Origin of the sequence: Dorea ammoniilytica, assembly GCF_025567415.1 — a bacterium.
Classification (GTDB): domain Bacteria; phylum Bacillota; class Clostridia; order Lachnospirales; family Lachnospiraceae; genus Claveliimonas; species Claveliimonas ammoniilytica.
In genome coordinates, this window is the sequence record NZ_JAOQJV010000026.1 from 1 (window position 1) to 13,843 (window position 13,843).

Below are 13,843 nucleotides of genomic sequence, written 5' to 3' on the forward strand. Positions count from 1 at the left end.
GACGAATATTTCTTTCTGAAGCTATTCGATATGAGCCGACAGAGCTACGAGAGGAATCGGAAATCCCACAAAATTTGTGATTGAGCCTTAATTAACCCAAATTCATGTAAAACTAACGGAAATCAATTGGACTTTTTTGTTAAATAGATGCGTATTACAATAAATACAACAGTTAAGGAGGACTTATGAATAGACGAAGTAATAAGATTTTAAGAGAGCTGATTCTTGGAAACAGACAAAATATATTAGAGCTTGTTACCAAGTACAATCTGCAGGAAAGAACAATACGAGCAGATATTAAAGACTTGAATAATACATTACAAGAATACAGTCTTCCACTTATTGTGATTACTGGGAATGGTGATTTAGTCATTGATAGTGCTGAGAAAATTGATGTAAAAGCGTATGAAGAGTTCATATGTTCAAGAACATTTTATACATATTATATGTCGAAGAATGAACGCTCCACCATATTGGCAATGATTTTGCTGAACACTACCGGATATGTGACTGTCGAACAATTGAAAGACATTATTGGAGTAAGCAGAAATACTCTGTTACACGACATATCAGAATTAAAGAATTGGTTTGAAGAGAATAATATGGAACTTGTTTCGCAGGTACGTCGGGGATATATAGTAAATGCCTCAGAGTTAGAAATACGAAAAGGTATCCTAAAATTATTAGAAGTTAATGGTGACAATAATCATTATGGAACGGGTTATAATCTGGGAGCTTTCTGGAATCTGCTAATTCGCCAGATGGATAAATTGAATATTTATGATGATATGTGTACTCATGTAGTGCAACAAGAAGAGTACGCACAATCATTTTTGTCAGATTTTTCGTTTTTTGAAACTGTTTTAGAGATTACTTTGATTATCAATCGGATTGTAAATCATCAGGTGATTCCAGAACATTATGCAGAAAGATGGATTTGTTTTAAAGAAAGCTCTAAATATACATTTAGCAGTGAAATATTAGAAACGATTGGAAACAAATATCAATTAGATATTCCAGAGGTTGAAATTTTATACTTTACAGAATGCCTGAAAGGAAAAAGCTATTTAAAAGACAAAACACATAAAGGTAATGCATTAGATATTCGATTAATGATATCGGAAGCGTTATATAAGATTTCCAGCTGTTTCGGAATTGATTTTTATCTGGACTTTGCCTTATATGATCTCCTGATTGCTCATATGAGATCAGCAGTGTATCGGTTACAAACCAGAGAACGATTGACGAATCCATTGAAAGATTCGCTGCTACAGGAATATCCGGAAATATTTGAAATCATAAGAAAAAATATTGGAAACCTTGAAGAATATATTGGATGTTCTTTTTCAGAAGATGAAATGTCATTTCTTGTGTTGTATTTTGCATCTGTTCTCGAAAAAGAAAAAGTTGAAAATTCGAAGCACAGTAAAATAAAGGTCGCACTTGTGTGTGAGACCGGACGTGGAACAGCACAGTTTATGCTTGCAAAGTTAAGGACACTTGAAGAGGTAATAGAAATAGTCAGTGTTTCATCGGTGCATAATACAGGTGAAATCAAACGCAGTGGTGCGAATATGATTATTTCGACGATTCCTATTGAAAAGCAGGAGATACCATGTATTGTGGTTCGATCAGCAATGCTGAATACAGATGATATTTTAGATATACAAAAGATGGCATTAGAAGTAATGGAAGGGATCATGGAACCAAATGCAGGTATCGAGTTAGATGTGATTAATCCAGAAGAGATTCATATTCAGGGAGCATTTTACGAATGGCTGTCTGAGAACAGAATCGAGGTGGATTATGAAGCAAAAGACTGGAAAGATGCTGTTAATCATGCCGGCAAGCTTCTATATAAAGATGGAGCAGTAGAAGAACGCTATATACAGGCTATGATTCAGAAAATAGAAACTTATGGACCATATATCGTAATCTGTCCGGGAACTGCACTTCCTCATGCTGATGCTGAAGAGGGAGTTATATATGAAGCAGCCTCACTCATCCGACTTAAGAAACCAATCGATTTTCATCATGAAATGAATGATCCGGTTAAATATGTGATCGGAATGAGTGTTAAGAGTGCGGAGAGTGTGAATCAGGCAATTTACGATCTGATGATGATATTTGGAAATGAGAGGATAAGACAGATATTAGATAAGGCAGTTGACAAGGCATCTATTATGGAAGCACTTGATGGATTAACAACAGCTAAGTAATATTTGTCGAATGTGGAAGGAGGTGAAAATATGTCGAGCGCATTAGGTGATGTTTATATTTCGCCAGAATTGATTCTTATGGACATTGAAGCAAAGACTGATCAGGAAGCAATTGAAATTCTTGCAAAACATTTATATGAAAAAGGGATTGTAAAAGAAAGTTATATAGATGCGGTAAAAGAGAGAGAAAAGGTATTTAGTACCGGACTTAACTTCGAAGAAATGGGTATTGCCATTCCGCATACAGATTCTATCCATGTTAATAGGCAGGCTATTGCAGTTGGAATTCTAAAAGAACCGGTAAAATTCTGTCATATGGGTATGCCGGAAGAACCTGTGAAATGCGAAATGATGTTTATGATGGCAATTGAAAAGCCAGAAAGTCAGGTGGATTTCCTTGGAAGAATGATGGATATCTTTCAGTCAGAAGGTTATCTTAGAGGTTTAAAAGCTTGTGCAACGCCAGAAGAACTGGCAGAAAAATTTGGTAAATCGTTTACAGAGTAATGTTACATTTGAAAAATGTGCATATAAAAAAATGAAGGAGGTGTAATGACTATGAAGAGAATATTGTTAGTATGTGGTTCAGGCATCTGTACATCTACAGCAGTAAATCAGAAAGTCACAAAAGCATTGGAAGAGAGAGGACTGAAAGGACAGTTCCAGATTACACAGGGAAAGGCTTCAGAAGTGGCTGAGAAGTCTAAACAGTACGATCTGGTAATTTCTACAACAGTACTTGGCGGAGAATGCCATTGTCCATTAATTATCGGAACTCCATTCCTGCTTGGAAGAGGAACTGAGCCAATCGTTGATCAGATTGTAGAAGTTTTACAGAAGTAAAAGTTTTATGAGGGAACAAAAGGGATTCTATTAACTTGATAGATAAGGAAGGAGAATAGAGAGATGAGTTATTTTTTGGGATTTTTCCAGTACATAAGTGACATGGGCGCGACAGTAATGATGCCTATCATTATTTGTATTATGGGTTGCATTTTAGGTGCTGGTTTTGGTAAGTCTTTACGTGCAGGCTTGACAGTAGGTATCGGATTCATCGGTCTGAACCTTGTAACTGGTTTGATGGGTAACAACCTTGCACCGGCAGTATCTCAGATGGCAGAAAGATTTGGTCTGAGCCTTTCTGTAATTGATGTTGGTTGGCCGGCAGCTGCACAGATTGCATTTGCATCTACAGTTGGTACAGTGATTATTCCTGTTTGTCTTGCTGTAAATATTGTAATGCTTTTGACAAACACAACACAGACTGTCGATGTAGATATCTGGGATTACTGGCATTTTGCATTTACTGGAGCACTTGTTGCAGTTGTTACAGGAAATCAGATGTATGGTATCATTGCTGCAATCCTGAACATGGTAATTATTATGGTATTGGGTGACTGGACAGCCTCAGGTGTAGAAAAAACATTAGGACTTCCTGGTGTTTCACTTCCGCATGGATTTACAACAGCATATGCACCAATTGCAATGTTATTTAACTGGATTTTAGACAAAATTCCAGGTGTTAATAAGATTAACTTTGATATCGAAAAAATGCAGAAGAAGTTCGGTGTATTTGGAGAGCCAATCCTTGTAGGTACAGTGCTTGGTATTATCATCGGTGTTGTTGCAGGATATGACTTCCCGGCAATTCTTGCATTAGGTATTAACCTTGGAGCTGTATTGGTTCTGATTCCTAAGATGGCAGCACTCCTGATGGAAGGATTGATTCCTGTATCTGACGCTGCATCAGAGTTTATTGAAAAGAAGTTCTCTAATCGTGGTAAAATTTACATCGGTCTTGATTCAGCAGTAGGTGTTGGTCATCCAATGACTCTGTCTGTATCATTAGTACTTGTACCGATCACTGTATTCCTTGCAGTATTACTTCCAGGAAACCAGGTAATGCCATTTGCAGACCTTGCGGTTATTCCTTGGATGTTTGTATTGATCACACCAGTGGTTAACGGAAATGGATTCCGTGCACTTATTATTGGTATTATCACATTGGCAGCTGGTCTGTATATTGCTACGGACCTGTCGCAGTGGATTACTCCGGCAGCAAAAGCAGCTGGATTCGATATGGGTTCTGCAACAGCTATTTCAAGTATCTGTGATGGAGCAAACCCATTAACATGGGCAATTACCAGATTAAATGGTTTAAATCCGATTATCGGAATTGCAGTAGTTGGTGTAATTGCAGTTGCAATGGCACTGGTTAACAGAAAGAAAATCTTGAAAGAGGCTGCAGAAATGCACGCAGCTGCAAATTAAGATAGTTTCTCCAATTACAGGCATCATCATTGCATGGTGCCTGTAATTAAAAAAAGGGAACTGACTGAGGAGGAAGCACAATGAACGCAAAGATTTATGAATATGATACAAAAGTTTACAGGACTAAGATAACTATTACGGCTATATTTTGTGCTTTTATTTTAGTGTATTCATTGTTTAGTATTTTTACAACAAATGTTCCGGCTTTATGGGTAGTAGCAGCTGTTGTTGCCGGATATTTTGTGTGGGAAACTTTCGTATCGATAGCCAATCCGTCAAAAGTTGAAGTGAGCGATCAGGGAATTACATTTTCAGCTTATCATAAATCACATCATTATGACTGGAACGAAGTGAAACGTTTTAAATGTAAGCCATTGGCTTCCGGAACCAAAATGTTTGTACGTATAAATGAAGCAGGTATTTTTAGAGGTCGATATTGGGTGAATTGTTATTATTTTAATGATGGAAATGAATTATTTCAGTATCTGTTTCATAAAGAAGTTGAAATTGATCCAGAAGGATTGAAAGCCAGAGCAGTGCGTGGCAGTGAAGAAACAAAATCAATAAAAAGAGGTCGCGCGCGTAGAAAATAAGGAGTGCAATACAATGTTTGAACAAGAAAAAATCAGTATTATTGAAGCAGGAAAAAAATTAGATCGTTATGGACTTGTTACATTGTCAGGAGGTAATGTGACTCTCCGTATGCCGACAGGTGAAATCCTGGTAACTCCATCAGGTATGATTTACGAAGATATGGTGCCAGAAGATGTTCTGGTAATGGATATAGAAGGAAATATTATTGAAGGTGAAAGAAAACCATCTGTAGATACTGTAGCGCTTTTGTATATTTTGAAGCATATGCCAGAAGTGAATGCAGTTATTCATACCCATCAGCCATATGCAACAGGTGTGGGACTTGTTACAGATGAATTACCATGTAACCTTACAACATTGGCAAACGCAACACGTGGCGCAGTAAAAGTATGTCCATATTCATCAGCAGCCAGTGAACAGATGGGTATTGAAGCAGTTGAGAATATGGGGGATAAATTAGCGGTCATCTTAAAACATCACGGTGTAATCGGTGTTGGAGACAGTTTGAAACAGGCATTATGTGCTTGCGTTTATCTGGAAGAAGCAGCTAAAACATATTCGATTGCATATAGTATGAACCAGGATGTGCCGGAACTGAATGCAGAACAGGTAGAAACAGCAGTTGAGGTATTTAGACGATATGGACAAAAGCCAATCGTGGAAGCATAGAAAATGTTAGAAGAATTAAAGCGAAGAGTATATGAGGCAAATATGATGTTGCCGAAATATCAGTTGGTGACATTTACCTGGGGAAACGCAAGTGAGATAGATTCGGCAACAGGGTTGGTTGCTATTAAACCGAGCGGAGTACCGTATGATGAGTTAAGCCCGGAAAAAATGGTACTTATTGATCTTCAAGGAAATGTGGTTGAGGGAGAGTATAAACCTTCTTCAGATATGCCTACGCATATTGTTTTATATAAAGCTTTTCCGGAAATAGGTGGTATTGTGCATACGCATTCTCCATATGCAACCAGCTGGGCACAGGCGGGTAAGAGTATCCCTTGTTATGGAACAACGCATGCGGATTATATTTATGGTGAAGTGCCGTGTGTACGTAATTTGACAAAAAATGAAATTGACGAGGATTATGAAACCAATACAGGAAATGTTATTGTTGAAGAATTTCGTAGATTTCAAAAAGATGTTTTATCGGTACCAGCTGTGTTATGTAAAAATCACGGACCGTTTACCTGGGGAAAGAGTAGTGCGGAGGCAGTACATAATTCTGTCGTTTTGGAAGAATGTGCAAAGATGGCTTATCGGACGGAGCTTATTAATCCCGGAGTAAAAGAAGCACCACAAGAATTAATTGAAAAACATTATATGCGTAAACATGGTGCAAATGCATATTATGGGCAGTAGATTTTAAAACTTATTTTTTCTCTCAATTATACTTGGAAGCTCCTGGCAGAGTGTGACTGTCAGGAGTTTTCTTTTATCACATTTATAATCATTGATACCATATTATCAATCTGTTTCTGCTCATCAGGACTTTTTCCGTCTTTCAGTATTTCTAAGATCAATGACATTTCTTCCGGTGAAAAGTTTATATTATGTTTTCTGGCGCTGGTGATCAGTGCCATCATAACAGTAGCCATCTGGTTACCGCTTTTACCTTGTACCTGCTTTGCAGCAGTACGTATGATCTCACGCTTCAGAGGATCAAGATTATTCATGCCGGGATGTGTTGTCCAGTCCATCATTTTTCATCATTTCCTTTCATTATATTATCGAACAGATTTATCATCTGAGACATCTCACTGTTGCTTTCCGGAGAGGCGAAGCCGGATGGGTCCATTTGTTTCATGATATTCATCATATTGAATATCATGCTGATATTATCAGCTTCGGCAGGATCCATGAAAGAACTCAGATCCTGTAGGATATCCTCTGGTGAATGAATACTTTTACTATGTATTGGACCGTCTGGGGAACCATTGCCTGTACTATGGAATAGATGAATAGTATTTATGAATTCAGTAAATTTGATATACACAGCAAGTATACCACGCATATTTGCAGGAATATAAGGCAGCATCAGTTTCATGAGCTGAAGTTCCTGCGTGGTTACGAGTGTATCCAGTTGAGTCATCGGAAAGATCGGTCGTTTTTCCATAGCACACTGCCTGAAGATAAAGTCTTACTATGTATATGCGGGGATAAGAGAAGATATCCCCGCATAAGGTCAGATGTATAGACCGACAGAATGGATGGAAATTTAGCAGCAGCCAAAACCATTGCCGCATCCACCACAGCAGATAAGCAGAAGAATAATCCAGAGACAGTTGTCATTACCGCATCCGCAACCACAGTCGCCACCGTGTCCGAAGCCGTTGCCGCATCCGCCACAGCAGATGAGCAGAAGAATAATCCAGAGACAACTGCTATTTCCGAAACCACATCCACATCCGCAGTCACCGCGTCCGCAACCACATCCGTTAACATTATTGTCACATCCGCAACCACAGTTAGATAAATCGCTCATTGAATAGACCTCCATGGGATATTTGATTTTACAGTACATCATATGTGAGAGAAGAAAATGTGTGAAAGAATTTTAAGGTGTAAAGAAAAAATACTTGACACCCATTCGCGGGTAGTGTATGATAACACAGGTGAGAAACGATGGATGAATTATTAAAACAGGCTTTGCTCTATGATTTTTACGGTGAATTACTTACAGATCACCAGAAAGAGATCTACGAGCAGTTTATATTGGAAGATTTATCGCTTGGAGAGATTGCGAGAGATGCAGGGATCAGCAGACAGGGAGTACATGATCTGGTGAAGCGCTGTGACCGCACATTGCAGGAGTATGAAGAGAAGCTTCATCTCGTTTCAAGATTTCTCACAGTGAAAGAACAGATCCATAAGATACGGGAGATTCTGGATCAGGAACCAGCGGAAGATATATCGGTGTTAAAGTCCGAGATACGTAAGATATCAGATGAGATCTTAGAGGAGTTATAGTATGGCTTTTGACAGTTTGACAGAAAAACTTCAGAATGTATTTAAGAACCTTAGAAGTAAGGGACGCCTGACAGAGGCAGACGTAAAGGAAGCGATGAAGGAGATCAAACGGGCACTTCTCGCTGCGGACGTTAACTTTAAAGTAGTTAAGGATTTTATTAAAAATGTTCAGGAACGAGCAGTCGGTCAAGATGTTATGAATGGACTGAACCCTGGACAAATGGTTATCAAGATCGTTAATGAAGAGCTTGTGAAGCTTATGGGATCTACGACTACAGAGATTCAGCTTCAGCCGGGCAAGGCGATTACCGTAATTATGATGGCAGGTCTTCAGGGAGCTGGTAAGACAACAACCACAGCTAAGCTTGCAGGCAAGTTTAAGCTGAAAGGTAAGAAGCCGCTTCTGGTAGCATGTGATGTATATCGCCCTGCAGCGATCAAACAGTTGCAGATCAACGGTGAGAAACAGGGAGTAGAAGTGTTCTCCATGGGTGAGAATCACAAGCCGGCGAATATTGCTAAGGCAGCTCTGGAACATGCGAAGAAGAACGATAATAATATCGTGATTCTGGATACAGCCGGACGTCTTCATGTTGATGAGGACATGATGCAGGAACTGCAGGAGATTAAAGAGACCGTTGAGGTACATCAGACGATTCTCGTAATCGATGCGATGACGGGTCAGGATGCTGTTAATGTGGCGGCTGAATTTGATCAGAAGGTAGGCATTGACGGTGTGATCGTTACCAAGCTGGACGGTGATACTCGTGGTGGTGCAGCGTTATCAGTTAAGGCAGTAACCGGCAAACCAATCCTTTATGTAGGTATGGGTGAGAAGCTGTCGGATCTGGAACAGTTTTATCCAAGCCGTATGGCATCCAGAATACTGGGTATGGGAGATGTGTTGTCTCTGATTGAGAAGGCAGAAGCTGAGATTGATGAAGATCAGGCAAAACAGCTGACTCAGAAGATGAAGAAGAATCAGTTTGATTACAATGATTTTCTTGCAAGTACCCAGCAGATGAAGAAGATGGGTGGTATGTCAGGTATTCTCGGAATGCTTCCGGGAATGGGAGCACTTGGCGGCAAGGGATTAAAGATCTCAGATGAGCAGACAAGCGAAGCAGAGAAGCAGATGGCACGAATGGAAGCAATGATCTATTCTATGACGCCGGAAGAACGCGAGAATCCGGATTTGATGAACCCTTCCAGAAAGCACAGGATTGCCAAAGGTGCAGGTGTGGATATCAGTCAGGTGAACCGTATGGTCAAGCAGTTCAATGAGATGAAAAAGATGATGAAATCCATGAACAAAATGGGCAGAGGTGGTAAAAAGGGAAAATTCAGATTACCTTTTTAACATATATTAATGAAAATAATTTTAAATTTATACGGAGGTGAATGAAATGGCAGTAAAGATCAGATTAAGAAGAATGGGACAGAAGAAGGCTCCTTTCTATAGAATCGTTGTAGCAGATTCCAGATCCCCAAGAGATGGAAGATTTATCGAGGAGATCGGAACATATGATCCGAACCTTGAACCAAGTGGTTTCTCTATCAATGAGGAAGCAGCTAAGAAGTGGCTTAACAATGGAGCACAGCCAACAGAAGTAGTTGGAAAGCTTTTCAAGGCAGCCGGTATCGAAAAATAAGTATTGGCGGAGGTGTTCATTCGTGAAAGAATTGGTTGAAGTCATTACAAAAGCATTGGTCGATAATCCGGATGAAGTAGTTGTAACTGAGAAGCAGGAAGAGAAAGCTACCGTTGTCGAGGTTCATGTGGCAGAGTCTGACATGGGCAAAGTCATTGGTAAGCAGGGAAGAATTGCCAAGGCAATCCGTTCAGTTGTAAAAGCAGCTGCAGCCAAGGAAGATCGTAAAGTGATTGTAGATATCGCTGATTAATATAGAAAGTCCCCTGATTGGGGACTTTTTGTGTAATAAGCCGCTATGCAGAAATCGTGCTTACACGATTATATTGAGCAGGTGTCAGTCTGCTCATTTAGTGAGTAAGGAGAGTAAGATGGAAAAACAGTTGCAGGTAGGCGTGATTTCGTCAACACATGGGGTGCGCGGAGAAGTAAAAGTATTTCCAACGACAGATGATGTAACACGTTTCAGACAGTTAAAAAAAGTGTATCTGGATACCGGGAGAGAGATGCTTCTATTAGAAATCCAGAATGTGAAGTTTTTTAAGCAGTTTGCAATCCTGAAATTTAAGGGGATTGACAATATTAATGACATTGAAAAATATAGAGGAAAGAGCCTGATGATCGACCGTGAGGATGCGGTGGATCTTGAAGAGGACGAGTACTTTATTGCAGATATGATAGGCATGAAGGTATGCACAGAAGATGGCAGTGAATTCGGTACGCTGAAAGATGTTATGGAGACAGGAGCTAATGATGTCTATATCATTGATTCCCTGGAACATGGCGAAGTACTGATTCCTGCGATCAGAGAGTGTATCCTTGATGTAGATATGGATGAGGAACGCATGACGATTCACCTGATGGAGGGCCTGGTGTAATGAATATTCATATTATGACACTGTTTCCGGAAATGGTGATGGGAGGACTGAATACCAGTATTACAGGACGGGCGATCAGCAAAGGAATCTTATCTATTGAAGCGGTGAATATCCGTGATTATGCATTTAATAAGCATAACAGTGTAGATGACTACCCTTATGGTGGCGGTGCCGGGATGCTGATGCAGGCAGAGCCTGTCTATCAGTGCTATCAGGCAATTGTAGACAAGATCCATACACAAAGCGATGCAAGCAGTGAGTTATGTGCTGAAAAAAGGAAGCCCAGAGTGCTGTACATGTCACCACAGGGTAAGACATTTACACAGGGAATGGCGGAAGAGCTTGCGCAGGAAGAGGAACTGATCTTTTTGTGTGGACATTATGAAGGGATTGACGAGCGTGTGTTAGATGAAATCGTTACAGATTATGTATCGATTGGCGATTATGTGTTGACAGGCGGTGAGCTTCCGGCGATGGTCATGGTAGATGCTGTGTCCAGAATGGTGCCGGGTGTGCTTCATAATGATGTGTCTGCTGAATTCGAGAGTTTTCAGGATAATCTGTTAGAATACCCGCAGTATTCCCGACCGGAGATCTGGCATGAGAAGCAGGTGCCGCCGGTATTGTTGTCCGGACATCATGCGAATATTGAGAAATGGCGAAGAGAGCAGTCAGTGATCCGTACCGCCAAGAATCGTCCGGATCTTCTGGAAAAAGCAAATCTCACAGAAGAAGAAAAAAAGCTTGCAAAGTCTGTGATGGTATGATAGTATATAATACGTTGTGAGAAGAAGAGATGGTCCTCTGATACTGTAATAGGACGTATTAAGAACATCCGAATAATAAGGAGGTCGCACAATGAACGATATTATTAAGAGTATTGAAGCAGAACAGCTCAAAGAGAACGTGCCACAGTTTAATGTTGGCGATACTGTAAAAGTTTACGGTAAGATCAAAGAGGGTAACCGCGAAAGAATTCAGGTTTTCGAGGGTACTGTTCTTAAGAAACAGGGTGGAAGCTCAAGAGCTACATTCACTGTAAGAAAGAATTCTAACGGTGTTGGCGTTGAGAAGACATGGCCATTGCATTCACCAAACGTTGAGAAGGTTGAAGTTGTACGCAGAGGTAAAGTAAGAAGAGCGAAACTGAACTACCTGAGAGGACGTATCGGTAAGGCTGCAAAGGTTAAAGAATTAGTAAAATAGTTACACATGAGAAGGGGCAAATACATACGTACTTGTCCCTGCTTTTGTATACGAGGAATACAGATATGCCGAGACGTAATAGAAGATCGAATAGTATAAGAGACAGAAAAAGACGGCAGATCAGCCTGCCGTTTCAGAAGAAGGAACCGGAACGCAAGACGATTCCGGTAAAAAGACCAAAGAACAGACCGCGTAAGAAAAAGAAGTGGTCCATCAGGGATCTGAATATCCGCGGATTTTTCAGTTCCAGAAGACTGCATGCAGTGTTAAGCTGGATTTTACAGATTGCAGTTGTGTTACTGTTTGCATTTGTGTTTGTGTGGTATTTCGGACAGAGAGTCAGTACTGTAGGTGATTCTATGAGTCCGAAGCTTAGCAATGGAGACGTTGTGCTGGTGAATCGCTTCGCATATAATGTGACTTCACCAAAGCGTGGTGATATTATCGTATTTAAACCAAAGGGAAATGAGAATTCTCACTATTACATAAAACGAATCATCGGACTTCCGGGAGAAACGGTGGAAATTATCGAAGGTTCTGTATATATTAATGGAGAAAAGCTGAAAGAAGATTATACTGCAACAGAGATTAATGATGTGGGAATCGTATCGGAGAAGATTTCTCTGGGAGGAGATGAGTATTTCGTGCTTGGAGATGATCGAGATAAAAGTGAAGACAGCCGTATGGCAGATGTAGGCAATGTGAAACGCTCCTATATATATGGGAAGGCGTGGTTTTTGCTGTCACCATTTGACCATATGGGATTTATAAAGAAATAAGACATAGATTAGGAAAATGGAGGAGATTATGCATTTTCAATGGTATCCGGGTCATATGACCAAGGCAAAACGAATGATGCAGGAAAATATAAAACTGATTGATCTGGTGATCGAGCTGGTAGATGCCAGAGTACCCCTTTCCAGCCGCAATCCAGACATTGATGAGCTGGGGAAGGGCAAAGCGAGACTGATTCTGCTTAATAAGGCGGATCTTGCAGAAGATCGTTGGAATAATGAATGGAAAGCGTATTTTGAAAGTAAGGGCTATTCCTGCGTGAAAGTAAATTCTAAAAAGGGTGGTGGATTAAAGTCGATTCAGGCTGTGATCCAGGAAGCCTGCAAAGAGAAGATCGAACGCGACCGAAGAAAGGGCATTCTGAACCGTCCGGTAAGAGCGATGGTAGTAGGAATCCCGAATGTGGGCAAGTCCACATTTATCAATTCTCTGGCAGGAAAGGCTGCAGCTAAGACAGGCAATAAGCCGGGAGTTACAAAAGGAAAGCAGTGGATTCGTCTGAACAAGAGTGTGGAACTTCTGGATACCCCAGGTATCCTCTGGCCGAAATTCGAAGATCAGACCGTAGGGCTTCGACTGGCGTTGATCGGTTCTATTAAGGATGAGATTCTGAATATTGAGGAACTGGCTTCTGAACTGATCAAATTTATGACAAAAAATTATTCGGGTGTATTGGCCGATAAATATGGGATCAATGAAGATCAGGATTCCTATGCATGTCTGAAAGAAATCGCAGAACAGAAACATTGTCTGGTGCGTGGCAATGAGCTTGACTATGTGAAAGCTTCGAATCTGTTATTGGAGGATTTCAGAAGTGGCAAGCTTGGCAGACTGACGCTGGAATATCCGGAGGTACAGGATCTGGCGTAGTCGGTAATTTGAAAGGGGATATGCATTATGGGGAAAACTAAAAAAGAAAAGAAATCACATTCAGTGGCTTACGAGTTATTTGGCTGGCTTGTCTACATTGCAATCATTGTCGGCCTGACATGGCTGATCATCACATTTGTGGGACAGAGAACCAGCGTAAGTGGTCATTCTATGGAGACAACGCTGCAGGATGGTGACCAGCTGATCGTGGATAAGATTTCCTACCGGTTCCGTGATCCAAAGCGCTATGACATTATCGTATTTCCATATCAGTATGAGGAAAATGTTTACTATATTAAGCGTATTATCGGCCTGCCGGGAGAGACGGTGCAGGTAAAAGACGGCTATGTCTATATCAATGGAGAGAAGCTGGAAAGTGATATCT

20 protein-coding genes are annotated in these 13,843 nt (G+C 40.4%); 17 read left to right on the forward strand and 3 right to left on the reverse strand.

Annotated elements, in window-relative coordinates; translation table 11 throughout:
* Positions 1-185: 185 nt before the first annotated feature.
* From OCV65_RS12715 to OCV65_RS12745, 7 genes are all read left to right on the forward strand, one after another.
* Positions 186-2,219, forward strand: coding sequence for a BglG family transcription antiterminator (locus OCV65_RS12715; RefSeq protein WP_262582359.1), 2,034 nt, complete (start codon positions 186-188; stop codon positions 2,217-2,219).
* A gap of 30 nt (positions 2,220-2,249) precedes the next feature.
* Positions 2,250-2,726 (forward strand): PTS sugar transporter subunit IIA, encoded by a 477-nt coding sequence (locus OCV65_RS12720; protein ID WP_262582360.1) that lies wholly within the window; start codon positions 2,250-2,252, stop codon positions 2,724-2,726.
* A gap of 51 nt (positions 2,727-2,777) precedes the next feature.
* A complete protein-coding gene (locus OCV65_RS12725; RefSeq protein ID WP_118383512.1) occupies positions 2,778-3,062 on the forward strand; it encodes a PTS sugar transporter subunit IIB in 285 nt (94 codons plus the stop codon).
* Between the two features lie 63 nt (positions 3,063-3,125).
* Positions 3,126-4,490, forward strand: coding sequence for a PTS galactitol transporter subunit IIC (locus OCV65_RS12730; protein WP_262582362.1), 1,365 nt, complete (start codon positions 3,126-3,128; stop codon positions 4,488-4,490).
* An 80-nt stretch (positions 4,491-4,570) separates the two neighbouring features.
* Entirely contained in the window at positions 4,571-5,083 is a 513-nt protein-coding gene (locus OCV65_RS12735; protein ID WP_262582363.1) for a hypothetical protein, read from the forward strand.
* Positions 5,084-5,096: 13 nt separating this feature from the next.
* Positions 5,097-5,753, forward strand: coding sequence for a class II aldolase/adducin family protein (locus OCV65_RS12740; RefSeq protein ID WP_262582364.1), 657 nt, complete (start codon positions 5,097-5,099; stop codon positions 5,751-5,753).
* A 3-nt stretch (positions 5,754-5,756) separates the two neighbouring features.
* On the forward strand, positions 5,757-6,449 hold the full coding sequence (locus tag OCV65_RS12745; protein WP_262582366.1) for an L-ribulose-5-phosphate 4-epimerase: 693 nt from the start codon (positions 5,757-5,759) through the stop codon (positions 6,447-6,449).
* 59 nt (positions 6,450-6,508) lie between these two features.
* Here the strand turns inward: OCV65_RS12745 and OCV65_RS12750 are convergent, their stop codons facing one another.
* The 3 genes from OCV65_RS12750 to OCV65_RS12760 all read right to left on the reverse strand — a co-directional run bounded on the left by OCV65_RS12750 (position 6,509) and on the right by OCV65_RS12760 (position 7,572).
* The gene (locus OCV65_RS12750) at positions 6,509-6,790 is read right to left on the reverse strand and encodes a hypothetical protein (RefSeq protein ID WP_262582367.1); all 282 of its coding nucleotides are present in this window, start codon (positions 6,788-6,790) and stop codon (positions 6,509-6,511) included.
* Entirely contained in the window at positions 6,787-7,203 is a 417-nt protein-coding gene (locus OCV65_RS12755; RefSeq protein ID WP_262582369.1) for a hypothetical protein, read from the reverse strand. The genes OCV65_RS12750 and OCV65_RS12755 overlap by 4 nt, the downstream gene beginning before the upstream one ends.
* Before the next feature lie 102 nt (positions 7,204-7,305).
* Positions 7,306-7,572 carry a chorion class high-cysteine HCB protein 13 gene (locus OCV65_RS12760; protein WP_262582370.1) on the reverse strand — a complete coding sequence of 89 codons (267 nt, stop codon included), beginning with the start codon at positions 7,570-7,572 and terminating at the stop codon, positions 7,306-7,308.
* A 140-nt stretch (positions 7,573-7,712) separates the two neighbouring features.
* On the opposite strand from OCV65_RS12760, the gene ylxM reads away from it, so the two are divergent.
* From ylxM to lepB (OCV65_RS12810), 10 genes are all read left to right on the forward strand, one after another.
* Entirely contained in the window at positions 7,713-8,057 is a 345-nt protein-coding gene (ylxM, locus tag OCV65_RS12765) for a YlxM family DNA-binding protein (protein ID WP_118383520.1), read from the forward strand.
* A 1-nt stretch (position 8,058) separates the two neighbouring features.
* Entirely contained in the window at positions 8,059-9,417 is a 1,359-nt protein-coding gene (ffh, locus tag OCV65_RS12770) for a signal recognition particle protein (protein ID WP_262582371.1), read from the forward strand.
* A gap of 46 nt (positions 9,418-9,463) precedes the next feature.
* A complete protein-coding gene (gene rpsP, locus OCV65_RS12775; protein ID WP_118383522.1) occupies positions 9,464-9,709 on the forward strand; it encodes a 30S ribosomal protein S16 in 246 nt (81 codons plus the stop codon).
* A 22-nt stretch (positions 9,710-9,731) separates the two neighbouring features.
* Entirely contained in the window at positions 9,732-9,962 is a 231-nt protein-coding gene (locus tag OCV65_RS12780) for a KH domain-containing protein (RefSeq protein WP_118383523.1), read from the forward strand.
* A 118-nt stretch (positions 9,963-10,080) separates the two neighbouring features.
* Positions 10,081-10,587 carry a ribosome maturation factor RimM gene (gene rimM / locus OCV65_RS12785; RefSeq protein ID WP_262582374.1) on the forward strand — a complete coding sequence of 169 codons (507 nt, stop codon included), beginning with the start codon at positions 10,081-10,083 and terminating at the stop codon, positions 10,585-10,587.
* A complete protein-coding gene (gene trmD / locus OCV65_RS12790) occupies positions 10,587-11,354 on the forward strand; it encodes a tRNA (guanosine(37)-N1)-methyltransferase TrmD (RefSeq protein ID WP_262582375.1) in 768 nt (255 codons plus the stop codon). Before rimM ends, trmD begins: the two co-directional genes overlap by 1 nt.
* 91 nt (positions 11,355-11,445) lie before the next feature.
* Positions 11,446-11,793, forward strand: a complete 348-nt coding sequence (rplS, locus tag OCV65_RS12795) for a 50S ribosomal protein L19 (protein WP_118383526.1) — start codon at positions 11,446-11,448, stop codon at positions 11,791-11,793.
* Between the two features lie 65 nt (positions 11,794-11,858).
* Positions 11,859-12,572: a signal peptidase I gene (gene lepB, locus OCV65_RS12800; RefSeq protein WP_262582377.1), complete on the forward strand. Its 714-nt coding sequence runs from the start codon at positions 11,859-11,861 to the stop codon at positions 12,570-12,572.
* A gap of 28 nt (positions 12,573-12,600) precedes the next feature.
* Positions 12,601-13,458: a ribosome biogenesis GTPase YlqF gene (ylqF, locus tag OCV65_RS12805; protein ID WP_262582378.1), complete on the forward strand. Its 858-nt coding sequence runs from the start codon at positions 12,601-12,603 to the stop codon at positions 13,456-13,458.
* 27 nt (positions 13,459-13,485) lie between these two features.
* Positions 13,486-13,843, forward strand: a 358-nt coding sequence (lepB, locus tag OCV65_RS12810; protein ID WP_262582379.1) for a signal peptidase I, incomplete at its 3' end; no start/stop codon positions are given.

Excerpts from the sequence above, each read along its gene's own strand:
- OCV65_RS12715 (WP_262582359.1), top strand. The coding sequence starts at position 186 with ATGAATAGACGAAGTAATAAGATTTTAAGAGAGCTGATTCTTGGAAAC.
- OCV65_RS12720 (WP_262582360.1), top strand. The coding sequence starts at position 2,250 with ATGTCGAGCGCATTAGGTGATGTTTATATTTCGCCAGAATTGATTCTT.
- OCV65_RS12725 (WP_118383512.1), top strand. The coding sequence starts at position 2,778 with ATGAAGAGAATATTGTTAGTATGTGGTTCAGGCATCTGTACATCTACA.
- OCV65_RS12730 (WP_262582362.1), top strand. The coding sequence starts at position 3,126 with ATGAGTTATTTTTTGGGATTTTTCCAGTACATAAGTGACATGGGCGCG.
- OCV65_RS12735 (WP_262582363.1), top strand. The coding sequence starts at position 4,571 with ATGAACGCAAAGATTTATGAATATGATACAAAAGTTTACAGGACTAAG.
- OCV65_RS12740 (WP_262582364.1), top strand. The coding sequence starts at position 5,097 with ATGTTTGAACAAGAAAAAATCAGTATTATTGAAGCAGGAAAAAAATTA.
- OCV65_RS12745 (WP_262582366.1), top strand. The coding sequence starts at position 5,757 with ATGTTAGAAGAATTAAAGCGAAGAGTATATGAGGCAAATATGATGTTG.
- OCV65_RS12750 (WP_262582367.1), bottom strand. The coding sequence starts at position 6,790 with ATGATGGACTGGACAACACATCCCGGCATGAATAATCTTGATCCTCTG.
- OCV65_RS12755 (WP_262582369.1), bottom strand. The coding sequence starts at position 7,203 with ATGGAAAAACGACCGATCTTTCCGATGACTCAACTGGATACACTCGTA.
- OCV65_RS12760 (WP_262582370.1), bottom strand. The coding sequence starts at position 7,572 with ATGAGCGATTTATCTAACTGTGGTTGCGGATGTGACAATAATGTTAAC.
- ylxM (WP_118383520.1), top strand. The coding sequence starts at position 7,713 with ATGGATGAATTATTAAAACAGGCTTTGCTCTATGATTTTTACGGTGAA.
- ffh (WP_262582371.1), top strand. The coding sequence starts at position 8,059 with ATGGCTTTTGACAGTTTGACAGAAAAACTTCAGAATGTATTTAAGAAC.
- rpsP (WP_118383522.1), top strand. The coding sequence starts at position 9,464 with ATGGCAGTAAAGATCAGATTAAGAAGAATGGGACAGAAGAAGGCTCCT.
- rimM (WP_262582374.1), top strand. The coding sequence starts at position 10,081 with ATGGAAAAACAGTTGCAGGTAGGCGTGATTTCGTCAACACATGGGGTG.
- trmD (WP_262582375.1), top strand. The coding sequence starts at position 10,587 with ATGAATATTCATATTATGACACTGTTTCCGGAAATGGTGATGGGAGGA.
- rplS (WP_118383526.1), top strand. The coding sequence starts at position 11,446 with ATGAACGATATTATTAAGAGTATTGAAGCAGAACAGCTCAAAGAGAAC.
- lepB (WP_262582377.1), top strand. The coding sequence starts at position 11,859 with ATGCCGAGACGTAATAGAAGATCGAATAGTATAAGAGACAGAAAAAGA.
- ylqF (WP_262582378.1), top strand. The coding sequence starts at position 12,601 with ATGCATTTTCAATGGTATCCGGGTCATATGACCAAGGCAAAACGAATG.